A 22,343-nucleotide genomic window follows, 5' to 3' on the forward strand; every position below is an offset into this window, starting at 1 on the left:
TCATGTATCTCGGATGAACAAAATAAAAGTGGCTGTCTTAGGAGTCATCATTTCGCTTTTATCACTTGTGATAAATTGGACGTACATAAGACCAACTAATGACCGAAAATTGTATGTTAAAGAGAATATCGATAGTTTGAACTATAGAAGTAATTTAGCCAGAGAAATGCAGCGAGCTTCTTTAGAAAATTCTTATAGATCTTTCCTACTTCAGATAAAACTCCAAGAATTCGAACCTAAAACACCAAGAGAAAAATCTCTTCATGCCCTAATTCAAAGCCAATATGAATTAATATATATTGCGAGTGTTACTGATGCTATTTTAGGTAAAGCAGGGTATCCAATAAACAAAAATGATTCAACCATTTGGCTGCATTTAGAAAAAATATCAGATATTAAAACAAGAAATTCGATTCCCCTAAAGCGCGAAGATTATAAATATCTTGATAGCATTCGAATTGTATATTCAAATCAATTTAGAGAATTTGCAAAAAATAGAGCGGAAAGTAAAGCTTCTTTAGAGAAAGAGTTGTTTGAACTTAATAGAGACAGTGCTTTGGCAAGAAATTTTTCAATCACATTCCAAGTATTAGGACTTATAATCATTCTTCTAAAAGATATTAAGAATTAGAACTCTTAAAGACTCACTCATTAGTTTTGTGAGATGTTTTCTATTGTCTCATTTGACTTTTAATTGCTTCCTGTAACAGGAATTTTGAAGTTGACATTAAGGTTGAAATACTAGGGGCCTTAAGTTCCTTTTTAATCTTATTCCATACAGTTTTGTTATTTATAGCTTCAAGAAAGTCGTAACCTTCCGAAGTTAATCTCAACCACTTGATTCCCCATATTGCAGCTCCATTCCCTAATCTGTTAATGCCAATATCCATGGAATTATGTGCATCACAAACAACTAAGCTCTTCTCTGATAGTATCCTCATATGCTGAATGAATTTTTCAGATAGATACTCCTGTTGATCTGCGATATCACTTATCTTAAAAACCGACCTTTCTGTCTTTTCAACTCTATTTAAGAGATCTTTAATGTAATCCTTTTCAATCTTCATTGTTCGTTTTGTGAAACTATTTTGTTCGCTCCCTTAGCGTTCTAAAACCAAGAGCAACTGAATATGTTAAAACAAACGATCCAATTCCCATAATAATTAATAGCATGAACATGGTCATTTTCTTATCAGATACCTCAATCCAATCTATATAAACCCAAATTGCAATAAGCATTAGAGCTGCGACTATTATTCCACAAACTCTCATAATCCAAATAATCCAATTCAGTTTATATTTTTTTTTAATATCCATTTCTCGTTTTGTCAGACTAATCTCCTTGGTGAATCCACGTGAGTTTCCCGTCCATAAAGGTAATTATACCGCCTCCAGTTGGATCTGTTTGCCCAACATAGATTCCATCATTTTGCATTTGGATCATTCTTGTATCATCAATATCTCCATTATCCAAAAACGTGGTTTTCCAGGTTTCCTTTTTCTCTACAACCTTCCAGTTTTCGACCCAATTAAACTCATCAATATGAGCGACTTTTGTTCCACAACCCATAACCAGGTTGTAATCTAGGTCGCCACCCGAAATAATCAATGTTTTGCAACTTCCTGTACCAAAGTATACTAGCTCAAGTGCTCCTTTCCCATCAATATCCACCGTTAAAGTATCGGATAATGATTGGCCATGTAGTTGAATGGGAAGTGTCAATAGCAGAATTGGAATAATCTTTTTCATTCGTTTTGTGAGACTACAACATATTTCCTTACCGAGATAATTAAGATTCTAAACCACCTTCAATTGTTTCCCTCATTATTTTGCACAATTGCTCAATGTTGGTCAAACTTGATATTACTCCCGAGTCTACATCATTGTCAGAGTAGCCCTGTAAATCCGGTAGAATCCTGGATTGGATTGCATTCAGAGTATCATGAATTTCGTTTAGTTGCTGTTCTATTTCATCCATATTGTGTTCGTTTTGTGAGGCACTCTTTCTATTCTTGTGGCTGAAAGCTAAGGTCAGTAAGCTGAACTTTCCAAATATCTAATAAAAGTATCTCTTCCCATAGCATTTCACAAATAGCTGAGTAAACCTAAGGAGCTTAGCATCTGTTATCAGCTCTAGTTGGGTATTTCTGTTGGATTAATATTAGGAGGATCTTTTCTAACAAGTTCGTCTGTTAATAGTGCATATGCTCCAAGTAGCATTGCAGTGTTTTTGGAATGTTGTTCAACAAGAACTTCGAAAATCTTTCTTAGAGGAATGTCAGAGGCTTTGCTTCCAACATAATTATGTGGTTGCAAGTCGGATATGCCTTTTTTGTGAAGAATTCCTGATCGATAATTATTTAATTCAGAGAGATTTTCTGACTCTATGAATTCTAAGATAAATTGACAATAATGTTGGTTTTTTACATGTTTGGGAAGCTTTTCCTTCAATGCATTAAGCTTTTGTCTATGTTCTTTTTTGCCGTCGAGATTTTTTATTCCATGAGTTATTGCTACGACTAAGATTATCTTTTCGATTGAGGCCTTCAAGTATGAAAATACGAGATCAGCACCCATAATTGCATTTATCTCAGCATTAATGAAAAAAGCGTTCTCTTTTTGATTCTCAGCATAAATCACAAGTCTAAGAAATTCGTGTAGTGAAATTGCGATTTTTTGCTGGATAAACTGCAGGTCGTAAATGTATGATATTAAATCGGTTGCTAATGGATGACCAGCCTTTCTAATCGAATTAAAGGCAAAACTCATATGGATGTCCATATAGTATTGAAAAGATACAACGGGGATTTTCACAACCATAGCATCGACTAAAACGCACATTTGAGGAGCCCTTTCAAATAGCTTAAGGTTAAATGAAACTGGAAGTAATTCCCAAAATCGTATCCTAGTCAACCCAGTCATACCGTTAAAAGCATCCGATTTCATCTTATCTATCTTAGTTAGGTGATCAAGTTTCCACTTTCTTGAATGGTGCCAGTCAATCAGTTCGAATAATTTATCACCATAATCCGCTTTGCTTCCAAACACTTCTCTAAGTAGGGTTTCTCTAGCAAATTGTTGAATAATCTTTTCATTTGGTTGCCAGTGTATGGTTATTATACTTTTAAGCTTATTTCTGAAAGGTTCCGCCTTCCAGAGTTCTCTTGTATAGATTGCAGCAAATATTGATTCCTTCTGCTTTTCTTTTCCTAGAAGTACCACAAGGTCTTCAGGCATTCGAAATAAGAATTTAATAATGAAGTTTATCAAGGGTGGAAGAATATTGTTGAAAACGACCAGATATGACGCTGTGCCTCTCGACGCAATAAATATTTTCTAAAATAGGCGATTTGTAGATTAGATTCAAACTGGTAGTTTGAGGCATACGTTCAAATCGTATGTTACCTGCCGCTAATCTAGTTCTGGGAGATCTTTTAGCAACGTTAATTTTCTCGGAAGCCTCCTGCGAAGAACACGTTCAATTTGCATTTTCATATCTCCATTTCGCCCATCATTAATGTTTATTTCTCTTCCGTGCATTACATCTAATGCTGTCATAATATTAACACACGCAAAATTTTGTTCTTCACCAGTTTCTTTTTCTTTTTTATCAAGGAGTTCTTCAGCCTTTCGTTTGTATCCAAAAAAATCAAATGTTTCTTCTACCTGAGTTGGGAATTTCTCCTTCAATTTTATTAATGATGTTTCTATTATTTGCATAGAAGAATTTCCAAATTCAATTGCCTCATTCTTATTTGGAAAATATCCTTTGTGAATTACCGAATTCCGAAAGGAAACTTCCTTGTTTGTCAAAAGTATTGGTTCTTCTTTGAACGCTTGAGAAAACAGAATTACATATCCTCCAAGTTGTCTTTCAGATTGGTTTGAAATTAGTTTCCACACTCTGGCAATTTTGTTGAACTCAAGGCCTGAAGACCTAAGAAGTACTTTAATGCAGAATTCATAGTAGCGTTCTGTCGCTGAAGTAAATGAAGAAACTGCCTCTCTAAAATATTCATCTGCCAGTCCGTTTATACCATATTCGAACAGTATTTCAAAATTTATATTATGAATAATCGTGGTTGAAGTATGTCCGTTTGGGCAATTAACAGTATAAATCCCTGACTCATTAACTGGTTCAAATGGAGTTAATATAGGATCAGCCCCAGTAGAATGAGGAGCTCCTTTTTTTACCTGTTCCATTAAGCAATCAAAACATATTAGATCTAGAAGCATCATTTTTTTACATGGATCGTAGGTAACAATTGTGTGAACACCACTTATTACGTTAAATTAAAATATATCTTAACATCAAAAATAGCCAATTAAGAAGATTCTTCTTTTGAGAGACCATTCTTAAATATATTCAAGTCTCAGATTTATTATTCCCTCGTCATTTACTGATGTCATGAGTGTATTTGGCTCTTTTACTTCACTTATCAACCCATCTAGCATCTGCATGAGATTTTCAATCTGGCCTTGATTTTTAACGCCACTTTCCTCATACTTGTTCTCAATATGCATTTGAATTTCTTCAAGCAATCCCGGACCACAATAAAACAACGCTGTGTTTAACACATGGCCAATGGATGAAATCAAATCAGGAGAATATAGATAGCTTAGTATAGCATTTCTCCAGGCCATTTTATCTCCCCTATTTATTAGGCCTGTCATTATGTATCCAATCGCAACCATTATTATATTTTCATCTTCTTTCTTTTCATGCTTCTTTAATCCCAATTGACATGCTAGATTATACCACGCCAAAGCAGACATCATATCATGTTCTATCAAGGCGCATTCTAGTTTTTCTAGATAATCTTCTCCTTTCTTAAGGCTATCTATATCAGCTAACAAAGTTGCCTTTTTTGGAGTGCGCTTTTGTTTTTGAGGATACCCGTTCTCAATCAGAGTAGCAAGACATGTGAATTTTAGATGTGCTTCATGGGTATTAACCTTTTTTGGATCCGCTCTAAGTAGGAATGTATCATAAGCCTCCATGGCTTCTCCATAGTTTCCTGTAAACAAAAGGGCATCTCCTTTAAATGAATATAACAAAATGTCTTCTGGGTTCAACTTCAGTGCCCTATCGAAGAAGTCTAATGCCGCTTCATACCTCATTCCTTCGTAAAGAACATTACCTACCTCTCTCAAGTAATAATCTTGTTCCAAATATTTAGAGTTGTGTTTTCTCGCAAGGTTATAATATCTAAAGGCACTGGTTACTGTTCCTTCTACACGGTGAAAATTACCTAGATTATATGAATCTACTCCTGCTTGTAAACTGTTGCCTTCTTTAACAGCTCTTCTGTATCTTTTTCTCAAGAAATTCTCAACTGATTTGTGTATTTGTTCATCTTCATTCCTTCTAAGGTTCAATAAAACCGAACTCACAACGGCTTCTAACTCAGGTTCCTTTTTCTTTTGAAGAATACTATCCAATTTTTCCAAATTCTGACTTGCATATTGCGGGTTAAGTAAGTGCGGTAATAAATAAGTGAACATACTTTTATCTAATGATATCGGATTCCAGAGGCCCTCTTTGTGCAATACAGCTTGAAAAAGGTCGTATTTAGATGCTTGCCCCAAAACCATCAATAGCCCAACATGAACAAGAATTCTGAATTTGTCAGCTTCTTCTGCAAATAAATTATTTCCTGTAAAATATGTGCCATGATGATCACCAAGCGATAAAATGATCTCATTATTGCTTAGATAGACTTCTAGTTGAACCATTGATTTATCTCCCCTTTTTATCTTGAGTGTCTTACTTGAGTTCTCTATAGAGTTCCTTAATTTTCTAGAAAATCGAGACAGACTTGGTTCCAATGGATTAATCCTACAAGTAAGGGGAAGCTGATATTGTCCTTCAAGAATTTTGTTATGTAGTTTTAAATAACTCAGAATTTCGATAGGAGAATGCTCAGGATTCCACTCACTAGATAATTCTAAGGTAATTGTCTTAGATTTCTTCCCAATACTGAGATAATACAATTTACCAACCCATTGAAAGTAAATCTTCTTAGAAACGCTGGAGTATTTAAAAATGACAACAGGGATGGAATATGAAGCTAGTTGATTCAGTTTATCGTGTGATAAGCGCAAATTACATTGATCTAATTCTTTTTTGGAATCAGTACCTTTTAATTGGATCCAAAATACAAAACCCGATGAATTTCCATCCTCGTTAAATATTTCTACTTGCAAGTCGATTCCATAATCATGAGAATTTTCCGATACCAACCAATTACTTGGTAAAGTATTCTTAAGAGCTATCTTGGATTCATCTTCGAGGATATGACTTCTTGGCCTTATTGACATATATTAGGTTCTATTATTTCTCGTTTTGTGAGACATATAAGTTTCGTGCATATTGGCATGGTATTTAGTGTTTAATTACCAATTTCGCTCCATATCCCTTCACTTCCTGTATCCGGTAACCCTTGCTATTTTTGTTGAGTACCTTTTTCAATTTATTGATATCCCTCCTAGCATCTCGTTCTGGTCTACGAGTATTTTTTGACTCGTTCAATTCTAGTATCATCACTTCTGAATTGAATTTTAATAAAACTGAATCAATGTCGGTTACTTTTCTTTCGCTAGGGTTCTTAGAATAGTCATAAATTGTGATTCTAGATAAGCAGGCTATTTTGATTCCATCAAATTTTCTATTGACGGACTTACTCAAATGATTCAACTCATGCTTTCTGTCTGGATCATTTGACTCACTTATTGCGCTATTAATATCTCTTGTCATCAGATCATAACTATTATCTTTTTTTATACCGAAGTAATTAAAGTTTCTATGAACATGATGATCAATATCAAAATAGTAACTCTCACCTAAATGAAATTTTAGTATGGCAATTAGAATTTCTTTATATGCAGGAATGTAGTGAGTGTCCATTCCCAATTTAGCTTCACCATATATATAGGATTGAACTGGTCCCTCAATTACCTTTCTAGCTTGATCATCAATTCCCAACGTTTCCAACTCCTTATCAATGTTCTCTTTTAACTTACTTGTAGACTTTTTGATAGCATCAATAAATTGACTCATTTGAGTTCGGATGATACCAACAATATTTGTTAGAAAACTCGGAAACTCTGAGAGTTGAAACTTCTCTTCAATTAAATAAAAGTCTATTATTTGGGTTTGGGAAATGGAATTATAATCAAGGGAAGCTTCAACATTTAATCCACCTCTTTTAATCGTCAAAGCAGTACGTAGATCAGAACTCAACTTATTATAATCGAGATTGCCTTTTAACCTCAAGAAGTGTTTTAAGTCACATTTCGAAGAATTACCTAACCCGAAACTTATAGCTTGACTACAATAGTCAGAGTAGTTAGTAGAGTTCATACTAGAAATTGCATCTATTTCATAAGACCTCTGATATTCTTGACAACGTATACTATGATATAAGTAATCAATAAGTATAACTAATTGAGGATTAAGCAATTCACTTGCATTCGATTGGTTAAATCTGTTTTCATAAAAATCAAATGACAATACCGTGGATAATATATCAGTAGTTATTGGCAATGAAGAATTACGAGAGTCAAGAGCAATAATTGCTAAAACCCTTATGTTTTTGTAGATATTTTTTAATTGCTCCACCTTTAATTGCTCTGCGATTCCAGCAGTTAAATGAGAGTCAAGAAGAAGAAGTTTGTAGATAGAAAGAAGCTCGTTTTGAAATTCAAGCTTTCTAGGCAAACATTTATGCAACCGCCAGATTGAAAGAATATGATGAAAACCAAGGTAATCATATGAATCAATAACTTTCTCGCCCCATTTCCTTAATTCAGGATCTCTTAAAGAATTTATCAGAAAACTCCGTAATCCTCTTTTTTGCAAGGCTGCCAGTAGAAGTGATTTTTCATCGCCTATAGTATTCTTACAATGCCCAAAGTTTGACAAAAGGCACCAGGCTTTAATAATGTCATTGCCTAAATATTCCTTACCATTAATTCTGATTGACCCTTGAGCACTTGTTGTTCCTTTAAAGGTATTCTCAACTAATTCAGAAATTACACACTGCAAAATCAAATATTCATACCTAGAATGATTAACTGTTGGAAATGCTCTTGATATCAACCCTAAATGTGGTGTTGTACTTTGTCTGACAGTCTCATTCTCTTTTTCGTATATCTTATATATTCTAGAGGATAGATCCAGAAAATTCACAGAAACTTTTCCTAAAATATTAATATCTTCTTCAATTCGAATCATGGATTTTACTTCTTCTTCTTTCTTTTTGGCTTATCCTTAAGATTTTCTTTCGCCCATTCAAGGTATCTGTAAAAGGTAGCTTTACTGAAATGTAACTGATTCAGTATATCAGCCACCGGCATTTCTCCTTGTTCATATAATTGATGAGCTGCCCAAGCTTTAGTCTTGGCTTCATCCGAGAGTCCTGGTTTCCTTCCTCCTACTCTACCCTTCTCTCTTGCAGCTTTCAATCCAGCCTTTGTTCGTTCGCTGATCAACTCTCTTTCGAACTCGGCAAATGAGGCGAAGATGTTGAAAATGAGTCTTCCTTGGATGGTAGTGGTATCAATGTTGTCATTAAGGCTAATGAAGTCCACTCCCTTTTCTTTAAACAATGCGACTAGGTTGATCAAATGCCGCAGGGATCTTCCAAGGCGATCCAATTTCCAAACTACAACTGCATCACCTGACCTAAGATGAGCAAGCATATTATCCAGCTCAGGTCTGTCCTTAATAGCGCTTTTCTTTTCCTTGTAAATATTTTCACATCCATACTTTTCAAGTTCAGATACCTGAAGTTCTAGTTTCTGATCTTGAGTGGAAACCCTTGCATATCCTATCTTCATTTGAGTTCAATTAAACGTCTATTTGTAAAACTCATTCGTGAGACGAGTTTATGAGACTGAATATAGATATATGTGAGGACTTTTGAAAGGTTTAATCAAACGGTCGTTTAATCAGACAAATGGTTTCTGAAAAATTAAAATCGGTTAATATGTCAAATATGAACATCTTAAATGAACAATATATTTTTAATTTTTTTTTAAGAACGTATGATTCAAGTATTTATGATTAAAATGAACTTCAACTTATAGACCTTACTAGCATAATACTTTATCCAATTCTGCCCTGTGATTGTTTTTGGCTAATATTTCTAATTGATGACAATAAAACTGATCCTCCTACAACAGCACCCGTGGCCCTCCTTTCAATAAATCCTGAAAAGCTGAAGGCCCAACCAGTTCGTCCTTAAGCTTGTCGAAAGCATCAATCGTTTCAGCGGACAACAAATTGATCACAGCGTCCAATGCTTCGCCACTGATCATGTAGGGACAATCTCCCATCGCCAGCTGATCACCCACACACTGTGCATAGATTTGGCATTCACCAATTGTGGTGATGTGCCTGTCAGTGACCATGCAATGATCCATCCATAAACCTAAATCGTCATACAGTTCATGAGCCACCAAATACTGCCGTCTGCTGATGTCTATGTGCTTTTGAAAGTACTGATTGATATTCGTCAAAGACGAAGCTGATATCTTTCCCTTGTGTTCGTTCATGCAGTTGATACACATGGCATATTCGAACACTGTCGCATAGGCTTTGTAACCCAGATGTGGCTTGATGGCTTTCTCTATAAAGTATGGCATTTGGCTGTCTAGCAAATCCTGCTCGCAAGAAATACACCTATTCATCCTAGCACCCGTGAGGTCATCAAAAAACAATTTAGGAATGGGTCTGTGATTGTTGGGCTGCTCTGGTTTGTTATTATCCATGGGTAAACTGATGCTTATGATTGTTAGGGAAATTAGTGGGGCTGTTTGCGTTGAGCTTCTAAACTAATCAATTCTTGATGCAATTCTTTAGTCGTAGCGTAGATCACGCCGTGCTCGTTCAAATAGGGTGTGTCCGAATTGTTGAGTGGAATGTGCTCTCCTTGGGCTGTAGAGGCCCACAAAGCCAATTCTTCATAAATCAGCCTGGTAGCCGCATAGTCCCAGCTGCAGCCACCACCACGGTTAGTTTTTGGAAATTTAAAATAACACCCCGTGTCCGTGTCCAGCAAACTCAGCGCATTCATCACTGCTCCATACCCAGAATGAATTTCTAGGTCTGTACAATCCAGACGTTCACTAATAAGATGTAACTGATCTCTGGTAGATGGATAGCTGGCTGACGCCAAAAAACTCTCATCAAAATAACAATGCAAGACACCTGATGGCTTGGATTTAGCCTTTTCGTAGGCTTGATTGTTTTTCAATACGCCACGACCCTCCATAGCCAGGTAGCTCACCTGATGATACGGATCAGTTACCACTCCAATGATCGGGTCGCCTAAGCGGCTGACTAACGCAATAGACACTGCATAGCCTGGCTTTTGCTGCGTAAATGGCCACGTACCATCCAGTGGGTCAATGCACCAGAAATAGTTCTTTTCAAATCTGGAGCCATCATCTATCGATTCTTCTGTCAGTATGCCGAGCTTGTAAGACTTAATACTTGGTGCTAAATGGTCCAAAATGATGCGCTGACTTTCTACGTCTATGGCGGTTACTACTTGAGTGGCCAGGCTGGATACACCCGTTTTGTGTTGAATTTCGTGTGTTTTACGTACTTGCGTCTGAATATAGTCTGCAGCTAGCTGTGCAGCTTGTTGTGCCAGTTGGGCTAGTTCTTCTATATTGCTCGTATTCAGCTTCATGACAAGTCCTTCAAAACCCTATCTCTGATATTTTTGCTGTAGCTGTGCATCTTCCAATGTCCTGGACTCCAGCCATCTAAAAAACGATAAAAATCTGCCCACGCATAATCATAAAGGTAGCTCCACTCCTGCTGAATTTCCTCAAAATCAATCCGTTGACCATACTGTGTCAAAGCTTTTTTTAGCACTTCAAAATAAAATGTCAACAACTCTGATTCACAGTGAGTTAGGTCTTCTTCATGCAAGCAACTGCTTAGGAAATAAGCGACGTCTTTCATGCCACAGCCATGGCCTACATATTGAAAATCTACACCAGCTACTTGTAAGCCATCTACAGAGAAACAAAAGTTTGCCAGTTTGGCATCACCATGTACCAAAGTTTGGTATTTGGCATTCGTCAGGGTCTGATCTATAGCTGAGGCTGCGCCTTGCAGTGGTCGGTCGTTCATGGCGGCCAGTTCATCTGGTCGAGTTGCCAAATGCCAATACGTACCCATATCCCAAAGCTTCCCATGTCTGACTCCCATGAATTTCGCATGAAAATGCGCCAACCAGCTAAGGCACGCTTTCATCTCTATCTTGGAAACCTCTGATTTTCTGATGGGATATCCAGCCACATTTAAGTCTTCCATTACCATGAGCATTTCATGGCTTTGATCCGTGAGATGATAGATCTGTGGTACACGACAAGCTTTGTCACATCTGGTTGCCAGGCTGTCATACCAGCTCATTTCTATATGATAGGATTTGAGTTTTCGCTGGTGCGACAAGTTGGTGTTCCAACCCCTGGGGTGATTGGTGGCTTCAGGGAACTGTACGTGCTTCACTACTGCGGAAGGTTGAATCCCTCCTGCCAAAGTGCAACGCATCATCTGCCCATAGCCACTCCAGAGCTGTTGGATCTGAGTGATTTGAATTATGGATTGGGCTTGTGTAGCCTTTAGAATGATTGATTTGAGCTGCTCTGTCATTGGTCAGCTGCAATTTTAGCTGATTTCCATTGCCCGAACAAAAGCCTGAAAGATTCTTAGTTGAGATTAAAATTTTGAGGCTTTTTGGGTTTCAACGTTTTGGATGTGAGCACCAAAGCTTGCGCAAAAATGCCAATCACGATAAGAATGACTATTTCTATTCTAGATATAGAGTGGCTGGTATTTATCACACTGTTGGATTCGTTGATCAGCCGCTCTCCCTCTTCGATTTGCACGTTGGACAAGCCTTCTAATAAAGTCATCAGCTGTAGCTGTTTATTTTTTATTTCAGAGATCATTTCGCTTGAGGTGCTGTCTGCATAGTAGAGACGCTCCAGATTTTTGATCTGCATCAATTCTGCTTTGAATTCCTCAAACAACTGTGTTTCTATTATTGTGTATTTGGTCTTTTCATAAGCCATGAGCAGGGTGTCAATGGCTTCGTTTATTTGTATTTGATTCTTGGCACTCCATTCACTTGCTTCACTGTGGTGCAAAAGCATGTGTTTCTGGTGAATTAAACCTGAAAGCTTAAAGATATAATTCTCTACCAGCAGGCGATCTTTGTAAACAGATGAAAAGGATTCCTGCAATTCGGTAAAATGATTTCTGTCTATCAAGTTGGTGGCCAGCACCAATAGAAAAACCATAGCCAAAGACATGGCTGCTTTGAATTTTTGCTTAATCGAATAAGTCCACTTCATATCCATCTATTTTGAATTGTTGATACTTGTATGTTGCTCGTAACTGCACATAATAGTTAATACCTGAGTAAAGTATAGTATGTTATGGATATTAGGGAATTTATGAGTTAATCTTCTGCTTTTTGATGGCCTTACGACCTGCACGGACTAACTACTGCGTCTGATGAGCGATACCTCATCTGGGTCTAGGGCACATTCCTCCAAAGGTTTGAATCGTTTTTCAATTGCTTTAGTAGTGAGTACTGAGGCGTATCGATCTTTCAGACTATCAATACTGCCTTGATGAAGTTCAGGAGTCACTGTGGTGCAAGCGTCCTCCACTAGCGTGACCAGGTAGCCCAAGTCACAGGCATCTCGAATGGTAGTTTCTACGCATTCATTGGTATACACTCCGGCCACGATCAGTTCATTGATTTTAAGATTTTGAAGCACGTAATTCAGGTTGGTAGAAGAAAATACCCCACTGGCGGTTTTATTGATCACTATTTCATCTCCTTGAGGTGCTACCTCTGGGAGAAATTCTGCTTCTTTAGATCCAGGTGCCGCCAGTAGATTTAATCTTTTGTGACCGTTACCACGATCTCTTCCGTCCTGAGTAAGTGATTGAATTCTGGTATGAATCACTTCCATTTTTTTGTTACGAAAGGTTTTCAAAAGCTTTTGTACATTGGGCAAAACACTTGCCTGCAGGGTGTCAAAATAATAATCTTGCTGGGCCTTAGGAATTCCAGATGTCGTTACATCCTTGAAGACTCCATGGCCTCTGGCGGCATCCAAATATTGGATGTCTATCACCAGAAGGGCTACTTCATGGTTCTCCAGATGTTCAATCCGCTCTTCAGTCTTGTCATCTACAATATCATGATAATATTCTTTGAGGGGGTCTAAAGAATCTGCTGGAATAAGGGGTCTGTCTATATCTGTCATTTTGATAAATCTAAGATGGTGTTCAACATCAGATTGGCACCCTGTTCGATGTGGTGCCAGTCAGTCCATTCGTGAGGCGAGTGACTCACTCCGTTTTTACTGGGAACGAAAATCATTCCAATGGGCGCTATTTTTGCCATCATTTGTGCATCATGTGCCGCGCCACTAGGCATCAATTTATAACCATAGGCCAGTTTTTTGGCATTCGCCTCAATACTTTTTTTAATGACAGCATCGCAAGCAACTGGTTCTATCACGCTTACTTCGTTAAAATCAAATTGGAGTCCTCTCCTACGTGCAATCGCAGACAAAGTCTTTCTACAGGCTGTTTTGATTTCTTCAAGTACTTCAATATTTACATCTCTGGCATCAATGCTAAACTCGACTTTACCCGGAACGGTATTAGCAGATCCTGGATACAGTGCGGCGTTTCCTATGGTGACACGGGAAGCCTCGCTCCCATTTTCATCCAGGATTCTGGGAATCTCATGGGCAAAGTCTGCCAAGCCCATAAAGGCGTCTTTGCGCAATTCCATGGGCGTAGTACCTGCGTGATTGGCTGCCCCTGTGAGTTGCACTTGCCATTTAAACAAACCTGTAATATCAGTAACAATCCCCACGGACAACTCTTCTACATCCAATACAGGCCCTTGTTCAATGTGCAATTCCAGATAGTATTTGATTTGTTCTGAAGGTCTGGATGCGTCCAATGCTTGGTATGGATCATACCCTAAGGCTTTAACGACCTCCTTCAGCGCCTGTCCGTCCAAGTCTGTTGCTTCTTCAATTATGCCAGGGTTCAATTGACCAGACAGTGCTCTGGAACCAAACATTCCACCAAATCTGCCTTCTTCATCACTGAATGCGATCAATTCCAAAGGAACTGAGGTTTGGATGTTTTCTTCTTTGATTCTGGTTAGGCATTCCAGACCAACAAGCACGCCCAAAGCTCCGTCCAATGCACCAGCATTGGGTACAGTATCTATGTGTGAACCTATCAGAATAGCTGGCTGTTCTTGATTGTTGGTGTCTTCTAGTCGCCCAATCATGTTGAGTGCTCCATCCAGGTGTGAGGGTATTCGGGCAGATTTCAATTGAGCACTCAGCCATTTTCTTGCCTCCTGTTCTTTTGGAGTGAAAGCCATGCGATAGATGCCACCATCTTCCTGTCGGCCAATTTGTGCCAGTGTATTGATATGATCCTTCAGTCTGTCAAAATTAATCGTCATAATTGTCGTTTAGATCTCTCCATTCATTCGTCGAAATGATACCAAAAACATGATGCACTTTTTTCTGTTGCTCCTACTGGAGAGTTAAACCACCAACTCAGGCTCTTGACCCACCACGAATTGTTTGTGTAATACATGCAATCCTAGTAAATGATTGATCAGCGCATCTTTTCGCACGAGCGAAACAGGATCTTTGTCGTTTTGGTAATCCTTCATGAATTGATTCAAACGTTTTGGGTCAAACAATCCTGCCTCACGGACTACATCTTCATTCATGTACTGATCCAATAATGAATTGAGGGCTCGTTTTTTCTTTTCTTCTGTATGTGCTGGTGGAGACATGAAAGCGAATTTTTCTCTCTCATAAAGCACGGTAGGCAAGATTTCTTTCATGGCTTCACGTAGCACCCATTTCTCTGTGTTGCCTTTGATTCTTAAATGTGGTGGAATATCCCGAGCCATTTCCGCCACATGGTGATCTAGAAAAGCTGGTCTAGACTCCATTGAATTCGCCATATCTACGCGATCACCACCCCAGTTGAGAATTTGACATTCCAGCATGGTTTTACTCCAGGTGTACTGTGCTTTGTCCAAAGCATGACGGCCTTTGAGTTGGTTGGGATCGAAGCTTTGCGCGATGGCCGCAATCGGATCGTAATCTCTGATGTCATCCAAGATGTCATCGTGCAGCAACGGCCTTGCAATACCTAAAGTATGCATCCACGGCTGAATCCATGAAGGGGTAAATCCACAGATGCCGTCCATTACTGGATGGTTCAAATGCTCTTCAGAAAGAATGGCACCCTTAAACAAGCTGTTGGTTTTGTCCATCAATTGTTGGTAGCTTTTTAGCTCTTCCTTGCTGGCGCTGTTGGTACCATTGAGTGAAGAATAGCCATATTTGAGCATGTCTCTTTTCAGTGCTGGGTAACCACCAAATAGTTCGTCTGAGCCTTCGCCAGTCACCACTACCCGATAGCCACATTCATTGACTCGCTTACTCATGCGATATTTGGCGACCCCTAGTGTATTATAGAACGTGCGCTCTGCATGCCATAAGGTTTTGATATAATTATCGCCATATAACTCGCTGGCAGACAGGTTGATCTGCTCTTGATCTGCCCGTACACGGTCGGCCATTTCTTTGGCAATTGGTGCCTCGTCATAGGCTTTATTGTCAAAACTGATGGTAAACGCTTTGACTGGCGATTGCTGCATGGAAGAAGCCAATCCCAACATGGAGCAGCTGTCTATACCACCTGATAGATAGCACCCCACGGGTACATCAGCCTCCAAGCGCAAGGCGACAGCCTCTAAAAGTTCATCTTGTACTCGCTTGATATGGTAGTCTGCTGGTTTACTCAGATCTCTGTCGTTCTCCATTGGAAAATCCATATCCCAGTACTTCTGATCTTGAATGTCGAGACTGTCTCCATTACGTTGGATGATGAGCATGTGCCCTGGTCTGAGGGCATGAATATCTTTGTAGGCACTGGTGCCTGGCACCATGGTATGCATCAACTGATGTAGCACTGCCTGATTATCAAAACTTCTGGGCACTTCTGGGTGAGCAAAGAGCGATTTGATCTCTGAACCCCAAAATACGTTTGCCTCCTTGATATGATAAAACAGGGGCTTTACACCAAAGCGATCTCGGACTAAGATCAAACGATCTTTTTCTTCATCGTAAAGGGAAATGGCAAATTCTCCTCTGAGGTGATCTACAAAACTCAAACCATGCTTTTGATACAGCGGCAACGCGATTTCGCTGTCGCTTTTAGAATCGAATGCAAACCCTTCTAATCTGAGATTGGTTCTGATTCTTTTATAGTCATAAAATTCACCATTGACAGTCAGTACGTTCTTTTTGTTTTGACTGTATAAGGGCTGTGAACCCGTATCCAAATCAATGATGGACAAACGGGCATGCCCCATGGCCAGTCCTTTTTCTTCATTGAAATGAAACCCATAACCATCCGGGCCGCGATGATGCAGGCTGCTGGCCATATTCTTTAAGTTCATTTCCGCAGCAGGCTCTAATCTCCCTGCTTTCCAGTATCCAGTTATTCCGCACATGACCTATTGTATTTCGTCTTTTGGTATTTTATGAAATCTATTGAGAATGGAGATAAATAGCGCCTGCCTTACAAAGACAGCTCCATGCGCTTGGGTAAAGTATAAATTATGATGGGTGCCGTCCAGCATGGGATCGAGCTCGTCGAGTCGAGCCAATGGGTGTAGCACTACTGCATCATCTTTCATTTTGGTATTTTCGTCCAGTTTGAATCTGGAATCCAGAGATTTATAACTATCACCCAAAAAGGCAATGGAGTTCATATAGATAATATCTAAGTCGCTCACCACATCGTTGACATCATTGGATATAAAGACTTCAATGCCAGATTTTTCTACTTTTTCAGTCAATTCTTCACCCAATGGGTCGGCCATCTCAGAAATCAAAGAGATCTTTTTGATACTGTCTTTAAACAGCAATGACATACGCAAAAAGCTATTGACTGCCCGCATACTTCCGGGTGTTCCCAGTATCCCTAAATGAATTCTGTTTTCAGGTTTTAGCTTCCCCTTGAGCTTGGGTTTCCATTTCAGAATGGCAAACCAATCTGCCAGTGATTGTGTGGGGTGCTCTCCAGTACCATTGCCAGCATTGATCAAAGGAACCCTTAGATTATGCATAATTTCATCAATTGCATCTGTATCAGTATGGCGCATAACCACGCAATCTGCATAGGCATTGAACATTTCTCCAATGTCTGGTAAAGATTCTCCTTTGGCTTGCCCTGTGGATTTGCCTTCTGGTATGCTTATGATTTTACCATCCAATCTTAACACTGCACTTTCAAACGATAAGCGCGTTCTTGTGCTTGCCTCAAAAAAGGCTGTAATGATAATTTTACCATCTAATGGATGAGATTTGGCAATTTCTTTGCTTTCAAGTAAGGCAGCAAATTTGCAGACTTCGAGAACCAGTTCTTTGTCGAACTGATCTACGGAAAGTACACTTTGGCCAGTTAGTTTTTTTAAAACCTCAAGATTGATGGGATCCTTTTCTATAAGTCCCTGTGGATCCAGATTCAGTCCATCTGATTCTAAGGGGTCTTGATCAAGCGTGCTTTCTTCGGGATTAAATTTATCTGTTACCATAGTTTCTTCGATTTAATGTCCTTTATGAAAAGCCATACCAATGACACCACTGTGGCAATAATTCCAGCCAGGGCTAGCATTATTAATACGCTCAAAAAAGTTTGTGAAAAATACATGTCCAATTATTTAGGTTGTGGATTTTCGTCTAAGGTCTTCCATTCAAAATTGTCTGGATAGATGTAGGTCATCAAAAGCACTGTGAGCATAGACACGGCTGCTCCAATCAATGAGGCTGTATACCAGCCCAGTTGGAAATAGGCCATCAGGCCTACTGTACTTCCTAATAACATGCCCCAGATGGCGCCCTTGGCATTGGCTTTCTTCCAAAACAATCCAGTGACAATAGGCCAAATGGTACTGCCTACCATAGGGCCAGCAAAAAACAATACTGTGGCCAACGTACCTATTCTTGGCATGCAGAAAGCCCAGGCTAAAAGCCCCAAGCCAATGATGATACTGCCAGAAACTTTTCTCAATGTCTTTTCTCCTGCTAAAGGATTTAGCATCTTTCTGTAGATATCCTCAGTGATCAAATCAGAAGTAGCGGCCAGTAAACTATCTATACTAGAGGCGAGTGAACAAAAGAATACTGCAAAGACAATGATGGCGCCTGCTTGGCCTAAAACGCTTGCTGAAACTAGTGGCCCTACCATATCAGGGCTGGTGATATTGATCCCTAAAGAGCCACTGGTTAGTGCAATGAACCCAGCAGCAATAGGTACAGGGAACCAAAATAAACCAGAAAGTAAATAGGCCTTTTTCCCTACTTCTTGTCGCATGGCAAAAGCTCTACTCCACCATACATTGCTATGAAACACTTCGCCCAGACCAAATAGCATATTATTGAATATGGACATGATAGCTGCTGGCATCAGTGCATTAAGCAGCATGGGTTTTTCAGTTGATACGTTAGTGTATATGGCACTAAAGTCAATTTGTGTCAGAACACCAATCCCTACAATTACGATCCCCACCAATATGATCAATGACTGAATGAAATCAGTCCCAATAACCGCATACATCCCTCCAAACAAGGTATATATGACGCAGACCAGTAGGATAACTGTCATACCCAATTCATAAGGTATGCCGGCTATGGCATTCATGAGTATACCACCAGCCATACCCATGCTCACCAGCCAGGTAAAACCATAGAATATACTTATGACTAGAAACAATACCCAGGTAGGCTTACCATACCGAAGTCTAATAAAATCTCCACTGGTATAGCCAGATGGCATCAGTTGCCGAATTCGTTTGGCTAAGGGTGCGAAAAGGAATAATCCAAATGAGGCAGTAGAATAGGCAATCATTCCCCAGATACCTAGCTGGAGTGCAAACTGTGGAGCGAGCATGGTGGTATTTGAAGTCACCCAGGTGGCCATGGCAGTAGCAGCTCCAAAAGCCAATCCTACATTACGGCCTGCCACCATAAAACCATCCATGTTTTTGGCTTTTCTACCCCAATAGATGCCTAAAACGATCCACATCAAACCTAGCGTGCCTAACAGAATCCATCCTGTTTCTGGGGAAATTATGAATGATTGTTTATTCATGAATTAGTATTGGAAGTTCTAGCGCCTTTGACAACAATGAAGACCGTGCAGGCAAACACCAAAAAACCTATTCCGAATAAGGTGTAGGCGAGTGATAAAGGTTGATGTGCTACAGTTAGTTTGAGTGTATCAGACCAATTGGCCTTTTGATCCCCCACTCTAAAGTAATAGGTGCCATTATCTAGTCCAGATATAAAAGAAGCTTGATCAGGACCTTGGTAAATTGTTTTGGCATGTCTGAAATTTGGCTCAATAGATTGTTCTAAAATGTGATTTGTCACATCACTACTCGTCCACTCTAATTGGATATAGCCGCTATTGGATTTGATATCCAAACTTGCGCTCGAGAATTCGATATTTGATGAATTGACTGATAAAACCCAGGATAATATGGCTAGTACTGTCATAATTTGAGCGTTTTACTTTTTTTCTTGATCACTGTCCTCTTTGGCTTCAGCCGTAGATTCCTGCTCTTCTGGTGGCTCTTCGAGTATATTGCCAAACTCATCTACATACGCAATCATATCTTGTAGATCTCCACTCGTCTCTTCGTATTTTTTGTCTTCTTTTCTGAGTTGTTTTTCTTGTTTTTTCTTTCTCTTTTTCTCAGCTTTTTGTCTTTTAATAAATGCGTTGAAATTTTTTCTACCCATAAATACTACTGTCCTTTCTCTTTAAATGTCAGTCCTGTATAGATATGTTCTATACGACATAAATAAATTTAGACAAATGTAATAAAAAGGTTCTACAGAACATATTATTAAATAGTTCAATATCGAAATGTTTCTTTACAGTAAATTAATCTATAGGTTCTTCTGGTGTGAGCAATGGAGAAGCATCCAATTTGTGAATTTGCATGGCTGATGTTATTATTTCCAGAGCATTTTTTATCATTAAACGATTGTCATCTGTTAAGTTGTCCAATTTTTTAGCCAATCGGTCGTGTAGAACATTTGGAGTCTCTTCCAGTAATTTGATTCCTGAGGCCGTAAGCGTGATAGAAGTAACTCGCTTATCACCTTGTTTGGGTAATCGAACCACGTACCCTCTTTTCTCTAATCTATTGATAATACCCGTGACAGTACTCGAATTTAGACTCAACAGATTCATCAACTCTTTATGGTTGGATTGATAGTTTGGACTCTTTTGTAAATGCCCCAGGCAGAGCAACTGCGTGATGCTCAAGCCAAATTCCTTCTGAATGCCTTTTGATTCAAGGTTTAATGAACGTACAATTTTACGAATGCTTACAATTATTTCAAGGGAATCCATGAATGGAGAAGTTAATGCTTACCACCCGTAATTTGATCAAGACCCCAATCTTTTCCAAATTTGGCTGATATACTACGATCGAAAATTCTATATCTATTTCATTATAATGAAATAGGCCAAAAGACAATGTCTACTCTCCTGTTCATTTGCCTGCCCTGTGGTGTACTATTGTCATATACAGGATTAAATTGGCCAAAGTCCTTTTGTTCAATCGCTTCGAGCAAAATGCCATTATTATTCAAAAGTTCATTGATTGTGGTGGTACTTCGCATCTGAGACAACCATTGGTTATAGGAAACTCCTCCAATATTGTCAGTATGACTATGGATCGTAATACTATAGTGATGGAGGTCTGGTATGGAGTCTAAAAACTCCCGAAGTGTCTCTAGTTGATAGGGTGTGATGTAGTATTGTCCACCTGGGAAATAAATGCTTTTTCGGATATGCTCAGTTTGTGCAATGCCTTGAAACGGTAGTATAAGAAGGATGAGCATATAAAAAAACCGGGTAACCATTTGAAAGCATACGGAATATACTTCTTGTAGTTACCCGGTCATGAAGTCTATGACTTCTAATGTCTTTTATTGACCTGCTTCTAAAGCGTCTACTCTATCTAAGATAGCTTCTGCTTTATCCATCATTTTCAGTTGTGTGTACATTTGCTGTAACGCTTTCAGTCCACTCAAATCATCAGGCTCAATACTTGTGGCTTTTTCCATGTATGGCAAGCCTTCTTTCAAAATTTTGTCAGCTTTGGCCAATTTAGCTGGGCCATATTTATCATAGTCCTTCAAATTCATATCCCGAACTTCGTCGTAATATTCTTTTGCCATGTTTACATAGATCACGCCTGTATTGAAATTAGCGATATAACTGCTAGGGTCGATTTCAATGGCTTTTAAATAAGACTCTTTTGCTTTCGCGTAATTCGTTCTGGCCTCTTCCTTTTTGCCCTCATCCAGTTTTACACTAGCTAAGTTGTCATACAAGACACCAAGATTCAGGTGTAGGTTCACGTTAGTTGGGTCTTCAGCAATGGCAGCCTCGAGTTTGGTCTTAGCCTCCTCTACTTTTTCCATTTTCAAAAGCAAGCTGATTTCCTCTTGCCCAAATTTGGTATCTTCTGGAAATAATTCTTTAGCCTTTCTTACCAGCTCAAGTGCCTTTTCATCATTCTTTTTCTCTGCTCTTTCAATATAAATCAGAGTGGATACTACGTCTGAACTTGCCACATTCAAATCCAGCATTTTGTAGTAGTAGGTCAAAGTTTTATCACTTTTTTCAGATAGTTGAGCAGCAACACCCGCATATAAAAGTGTGACAGAATCACTGGGTTTTACTATAAGTGCCTTTTCAAAATTTTGGAGAGCTTCTCCATATTTTTCCTCTCCATATAAAGTTCCGCCATTATTAATGAAATTACCCCAAATCGCATCAAGGTTTGTGGTAGCAATCAAATGGTTTGGACTATTTTCTTTCTCCATTTCCAATACTTTGTTGTAAGCGGCTATCGCTTTGCTCAAAGCATCTGAATCAATTGCCGTAACGGCCTCATCAGCACTAGTAGCGATCGCTTGATAGATTTTACCTCTTACAAACCAAGTCTTAGATTTTGTAGCATTTTTTTCAATTGTAATAGCTACATCTATTTCTGCTTTCGCATTGGCGTAATCGCTTTTGACCAAATAAGAATCTGCTTTAGTAACAGACCCTTTCTGTGCGAAAGTAGCTACGCTTATAAGTAGGGTAAGCGTGAGCACAAACAGTTTATTTGTATTCATAATTTTTAATGTTTACTAGAACCTGCTGGTTCCTAATCTG

General features: G+C 38.9%; 24 protein-coding genes. 1 reads left to right on the forward strand and 23 read right to left on the reverse strand.

The features are described from left to right. Positions 1-13 precede the first annotated feature (13 nt). Positions 14-631 carry a hypothetical protein gene (locus tag B9A58_RS00745; protein ID WP_084370514.1) on the forward strand — a complete coding sequence of 206 codons (618 nt, stop codon included), beginning with the start codon at positions 14-16 and terminating at the stop codon, positions 629-631. A 40-nt stretch (positions 632-671) separates the two neighbouring features. Here the strand turns inward: B9A58_RS00745 and B9A58_RS00750 are convergent, their stop codons facing one another. The 23 genes from B9A58_RS00750 to B9A58_RS00860 form a co-directional block, all read right to left on the reverse strand. Next, the gene (locus B9A58_RS00750) at positions 672-1,067 is read right to left on the reverse strand and encodes a DUF2513 domain-containing protein (protein WP_084370515.1); all 396 of its coding nucleotides are present in this window, start codon (positions 1,065-1,067) and stop codon (positions 672-674) included. A 16-nt stretch (positions 1,068-1,083) separates the two neighbouring features. After that, a complete protein-coding gene (locus B9A58_RS00755; protein WP_084370516.1) occupies positions 1,084-1,317 on the reverse strand; it encodes a hypothetical protein in 234 nt (77 codons plus the stop codon). 16 nt (positions 1,318-1,333) lie between these two features. Further along, positions 1,334-1,750, reverse strand: a complete 417-nt coding sequence (locus B9A58_RS00760) for a hypothetical protein (RefSeq protein WP_084370517.1) — start codon at positions 1,748-1,750, stop codon at positions 1,334-1,336. 40 nt (positions 1,751-1,790) lie between these two features. Next, positions 1,791-1,979 carry a hypothetical protein gene (locus B9A58_RS00765; protein WP_084370518.1) on the reverse strand — a complete coding sequence of 63 codons (189 nt, stop codon included), beginning with the start codon at positions 1,977-1,979 and terminating at the stop codon, positions 1,791-1,793. Positions 1,980-2,134: 155 nt separating this feature from the next. Next, entirely contained in the window at positions 2,135-3,238 is a 1,104-nt protein-coding gene (locus tag B9A58_RS00770) for a hypothetical protein (protein WP_084370519.1), read from the reverse strand. A 174-nt stretch (positions 3,239-3,412) separates the two neighbouring features. Beyond that, a complete protein-coding gene (locus B9A58_RS00775) occupies positions 3,413-4,204 on the reverse strand; it encodes a hypothetical protein (RefSeq protein ID WP_084370520.1) in 792 nt (263 codons plus the stop codon). Positions 4,205-4,357: 153 nt separating this feature from the next. Further along, positions 4,358-6,322, reverse strand: a complete 1,965-nt coding sequence (locus B9A58_RS00780; protein ID WP_084370521.1) for a tetratricopeptide repeat protein — start codon at positions 6,320-6,322, stop codon at positions 4,358-4,360. A 64-nt stretch (positions 6,323-6,386) separates the two neighbouring features. Then, entirely contained in the window at positions 6,387-8,237 is a 1,851-nt protein-coding gene (locus B9A58_RS00785; protein WP_084370522.1) for a hypothetical protein, read from the reverse strand. A gap of 5 nt (positions 8,238-8,242) precedes the next feature. Then, the gene (locus B9A58_RS00790; RefSeq protein ID WP_084370523.1) at positions 8,243-8,842 is read right to left on the reverse strand and encodes a recombinase family protein; all 600 of its coding nucleotides are present in this window, start codon (positions 8,840-8,842) and stop codon (positions 8,243-8,245) included. 336 nt (positions 8,843-9,178) lie between these two features. Continuing rightward, positions 9,179-9,775, reverse strand: coding sequence for a hypothetical protein (locus B9A58_RS00795; protein ID WP_084370524.1), 597 nt, complete (start codon positions 9,773-9,775; stop codon positions 9,179-9,181). A 32-nt stretch (positions 9,776-9,807) separates the two neighbouring features. Beyond that, positions 9,808-10,701 carry an inositol monophosphatase family protein gene (locus B9A58_RS00800; protein WP_084370525.1) on the reverse strand — a complete coding sequence of 298 codons (894 nt, stop codon included), beginning with the start codon at positions 10,699-10,701 and terminating at the stop codon, positions 9,808-9,810. After that, on the reverse strand, positions 10,698-11,672 hold the full coding sequence (locus B9A58_RS00805) for an oxidoreductase family protein (protein ID WP_084370526.1): 975 nt from the start codon (positions 11,670-11,672) through the stop codon (positions 10,698-10,700). The genes B9A58_RS00800 and B9A58_RS00805 overlap by 4 nt, the downstream gene beginning before the upstream one ends. A gap of 56 nt (positions 11,673-11,728) precedes the next feature. Further along, positions 11,729-12,376, reverse strand: a complete 648-nt coding sequence (locus B9A58_RS00810) for an MCP four helix bundle domain-containing protein (protein ID WP_176214637.1) — start codon at positions 12,374-12,376, stop codon at positions 11,729-11,731. Between the two features lie 147 nt (positions 12,377-12,523). After that, positions 12,524-13,303: a cysteine hydrolase family protein gene (locus B9A58_RS00815; RefSeq protein ID WP_084370528.1), complete on the reverse strand. Its 780-nt coding sequence runs from the start codon at positions 13,301-13,303 to the stop codon at positions 12,524-12,526. Continuing rightward, positions 13,300-14,532: a Zn-dependent hydrolase gene (locus B9A58_RS00820; RefSeq protein ID WP_084370529.1), complete on the reverse strand. Its 1,233-nt coding sequence runs from the start codon at positions 14,530-14,532 to the stop codon at positions 13,300-13,302. The genes B9A58_RS00815 and B9A58_RS00820 overlap by 4 nt, the downstream gene beginning before the upstream one ends. An 84-nt stretch (positions 14,533-14,616) precedes the next feature. Further along, on the reverse strand, positions 14,617-16,608 hold the full coding sequence (asnB, locus tag B9A58_RS00825) for an asparagine synthase (glutamine-hydrolyzing) (protein ID WP_084370530.1): 1,992 nt from the start codon (positions 16,606-16,608) through the stop codon (positions 14,617-14,619). 3 nt (positions 16,609-16,611) lie between these two features. After that, on the reverse strand, positions 16,612-17,694 hold the full coding sequence (locus tag B9A58_RS00830; protein WP_084370531.1) for an aspartate/ornithine carbamoyltransferase family protein: 1,083 nt from the start codon (positions 17,692-17,694) through the stop codon (positions 16,612-16,614). Between the two features lie 122 nt (positions 17,695-17,816). Continuing rightward, complete coding sequence (locus B9A58_RS00835; protein ID WP_084370532.1) at positions 17,817-19,250, reverse strand: sodium:solute symporter family protein; 1,434 nt, start codon at positions 19,248-19,250, stop codon at positions 17,817-17,819. Further along, positions 19,247-19,657, reverse strand: a complete 411-nt coding sequence (locus tag B9A58_RS00840) for a hypothetical protein (RefSeq protein WP_084370533.1) — start codon at positions 19,655-19,657, stop codon at positions 19,247-19,249. Before B9A58_RS00840 ends, B9A58_RS00835 begins: the two co-directional genes overlap by 4 nt. Positions 19,658-19,669: 12 nt before the next feature. Beyond that, positions 19,670-19,903 carry a cold-shock protein gene (locus B9A58_RS00845; RefSeq protein ID WP_084370534.1) on the reverse strand — a complete coding sequence of 78 codons (234 nt, stop codon included), beginning with the start codon at positions 19,901-19,903 and terminating at the stop codon, positions 19,670-19,672. A gap of 145 nt (positions 19,904-20,048) precedes the next feature. After that, a complete protein-coding gene (locus tag B9A58_RS00850; protein ID WP_084370535.1) occupies positions 20,049-20,522 on the reverse strand; it encodes a MarR family winged helix-turn-helix transcriptional regulator in 474 nt (157 codons plus the stop codon). A 101-nt stretch (positions 20,523-20,623) separates the two neighbouring features. After that, a complete protein-coding gene (locus tag B9A58_RS00855; protein WP_176214638.1) occupies positions 20,624-21,016 on the reverse strand; it encodes an OmpA family protein in 393 nt (130 codons plus the stop codon). An 87-nt stretch (positions 21,017-21,103) separates the two neighbouring features. Then, positions 21,104-22,303, reverse strand: coding sequence for a tetratricopeptide repeat protein (locus tag B9A58_RS00860; RefSeq protein WP_084370537.1), 1,200 nt, complete (start codon positions 22,301-22,303; stop codon positions 21,104-21,106). Positions 22,304-22,343 lie beyond the last annotated feature (40 nt).

Origin of the sequence: Reichenbachiella faecimaris, assembly GCF_900176375.1 — a bacterium.
In the GTDB taxonomy this organism is placed as follows: Bacteria; Bacteroidota; Bacteroidia; order Cytophagales; family Cyclobacteriaceae; genus Reichenbachiella; species Reichenbachiella faecimaris.

What these genes read in the sequence shown, in the direction of transcription:
- B9A58_RS00860 (WP_084370537.1), bottom strand. Translation starts at nt 22,303, where the DNA reads ATGAATACAAATAAACTGTTTGTGCTCACGCTTACCCTACTTATAAGC.
- B9A58_RS00780 (WP_084370521.1), bottom strand. Translation starts at nt 6,322, where the DNA reads ATGTCAATAAGGCCAAGAAGTCATATCCTCGAAGATGAATCCAAGATA.
- B9A58_RS00805 (WP_084370526.1), bottom strand. Translation starts at nt 11,672, where the DNA reads ATGACAGAGCAGCTCAAATCAATCATTCTAAAGGCTACACAAGCCCAA.
- B9A58_RS00800 (WP_084370525.1), bottom strand. Translation starts at nt 10,701, where the DNA reads ATGAAGCTGAATACGAGCAATATAGAAGAACTAGCCCAACTGGCACAA.
- B9A58_RS00760 (WP_084370517.1), bottom strand. Translation starts at nt 1,750, where the DNA reads ATGAAAAAGATTATTCCAATTCTGCTATTGACACTTCCCATTCAACTA.
- B9A58_RS00855 (WP_176214638.1), bottom strand. Translation starts at nt 21,016, where the DNA reads ATGCTCATCCTTCTTATACTACCGTTTCAAGGCATTGCACAAACTGAG.
- B9A58_RS00770 (WP_084370519.1), bottom strand. Translation starts at nt 3,238, where the DNA reads ATGCCTGAAGACCTTGTGGTACTTCTAGGAAAAGAAAAGCAGAAGGAA.
- B9A58_RS00775 (WP_084370520.1), bottom strand. Translation starts at nt 4,204, where the DNA reads ATGGAACAGGTAAAAAAAGGAGCTCCTCATTCTACTGGGGCTGATCCT.
- B9A58_RS00785 (WP_084370522.1), bottom strand. Translation starts at nt 8,237, where the DNA reads ATGATTCGAATTGAAGAAGATATTAATATTTTAGGAAAAGTTTCTGTG.
- B9A58_RS00835 (WP_084370532.1), bottom strand. Translation starts at nt 19,250, where the DNA reads ATGAATAAACAATCATTCATAATTTCCCCAGAAACAGGATGGATTCTG.
- B9A58_RS00820 (WP_084370529.1), bottom strand. Translation starts at nt 14,532, where the DNA reads ATGACGATTAATTTTGACAGACTGAAGGATCATATCAATACACTGGCA.
- B9A58_RS00755 (WP_084370516.1), bottom strand. Translation starts at nt 1,317, where the DNA reads ATGGATATTAAAAAAAAATATAAACTGAATTGGATTATTTGGATTATG.
- B9A58_RS00750 (WP_084370515.1), bottom strand. Translation starts at nt 1,067, where the DNA reads ATGAAGATTGAAAAGGATTACATTAAAGATCTCTTAAATAGAGTTGAA.
- B9A58_RS00790 (WP_084370523.1), bottom strand. Translation starts at nt 8,842, where the DNA reads ATGAAGATAGGATATGCAAGGGTTTCCACTCAAGATCAGAAACTAGAA.
- B9A58_RS00845 (WP_084370534.1), bottom strand. Translation starts at nt 19,903, where the DNA reads ATGGGTAGAAAAAATTTCAACGCATTTATTAAAAGACAAAAAGCTGAG.
- B9A58_RS00850 (WP_084370535.1), bottom strand. Translation starts at nt 20,522, where the DNA reads ATGGATTCCCTTGAAATAATTGTAAGCATTCGTAAAATTGTACGTTCA.
- B9A58_RS00765 (WP_084370518.1), bottom strand. Translation starts at nt 1,979, where the DNA reads ATGGATGAAATAGAACAGCAACTAAACGAAATTCATGATACTCTGAAT.
- B9A58_RS00745 (WP_084370514.1), top strand. Translation starts at nt 14, where the DNA reads ATGAACAAAATAAAAGTGGCTGTCTTAGGAGTCATCATTTCGCTTTTA.
- asnB (WP_084370530.1), bottom strand. Translation starts at nt 16,608, where the DNA reads ATGTGCGGAATAACTGGATACTGGAAAGCAGGGAGATTAGAGCCTGCT.
- B9A58_RS00810 (WP_176214637.1), bottom strand. Translation starts at nt 12,376, where the DNA reads ATGAAGTGGACTTATTCGATTAAGCAAAAATTCAAAGCAGCCATGTCT.
- B9A58_RS00795 (WP_084370524.1), bottom strand. Translation starts at nt 9,775, where the DNA reads ATGGATAATAACAAACCAGAGCAGCCCAACAATCACAGACCCATTCCT.
- B9A58_RS00830 (WP_084370531.1), bottom strand. Translation starts at nt 17,694, where the DNA reads ATGGTAACAGATAAATTTAATCCCGAAGAAAGCACGCTTGATCAAGAC.
- B9A58_RS00840 (WP_084370533.1), bottom strand. Translation starts at nt 19,657, where the DNA reads ATGACAGTACTAGCCATATTATCCTGGGTTTTATCAGTCAATTCATCA.
- B9A58_RS00815 (WP_084370528.1), bottom strand. Translation starts at nt 13,303, where the DNA reads ATGACAGATATAGACAGACCCCTTATTCCAGCAGATTCTTTAGACCCC.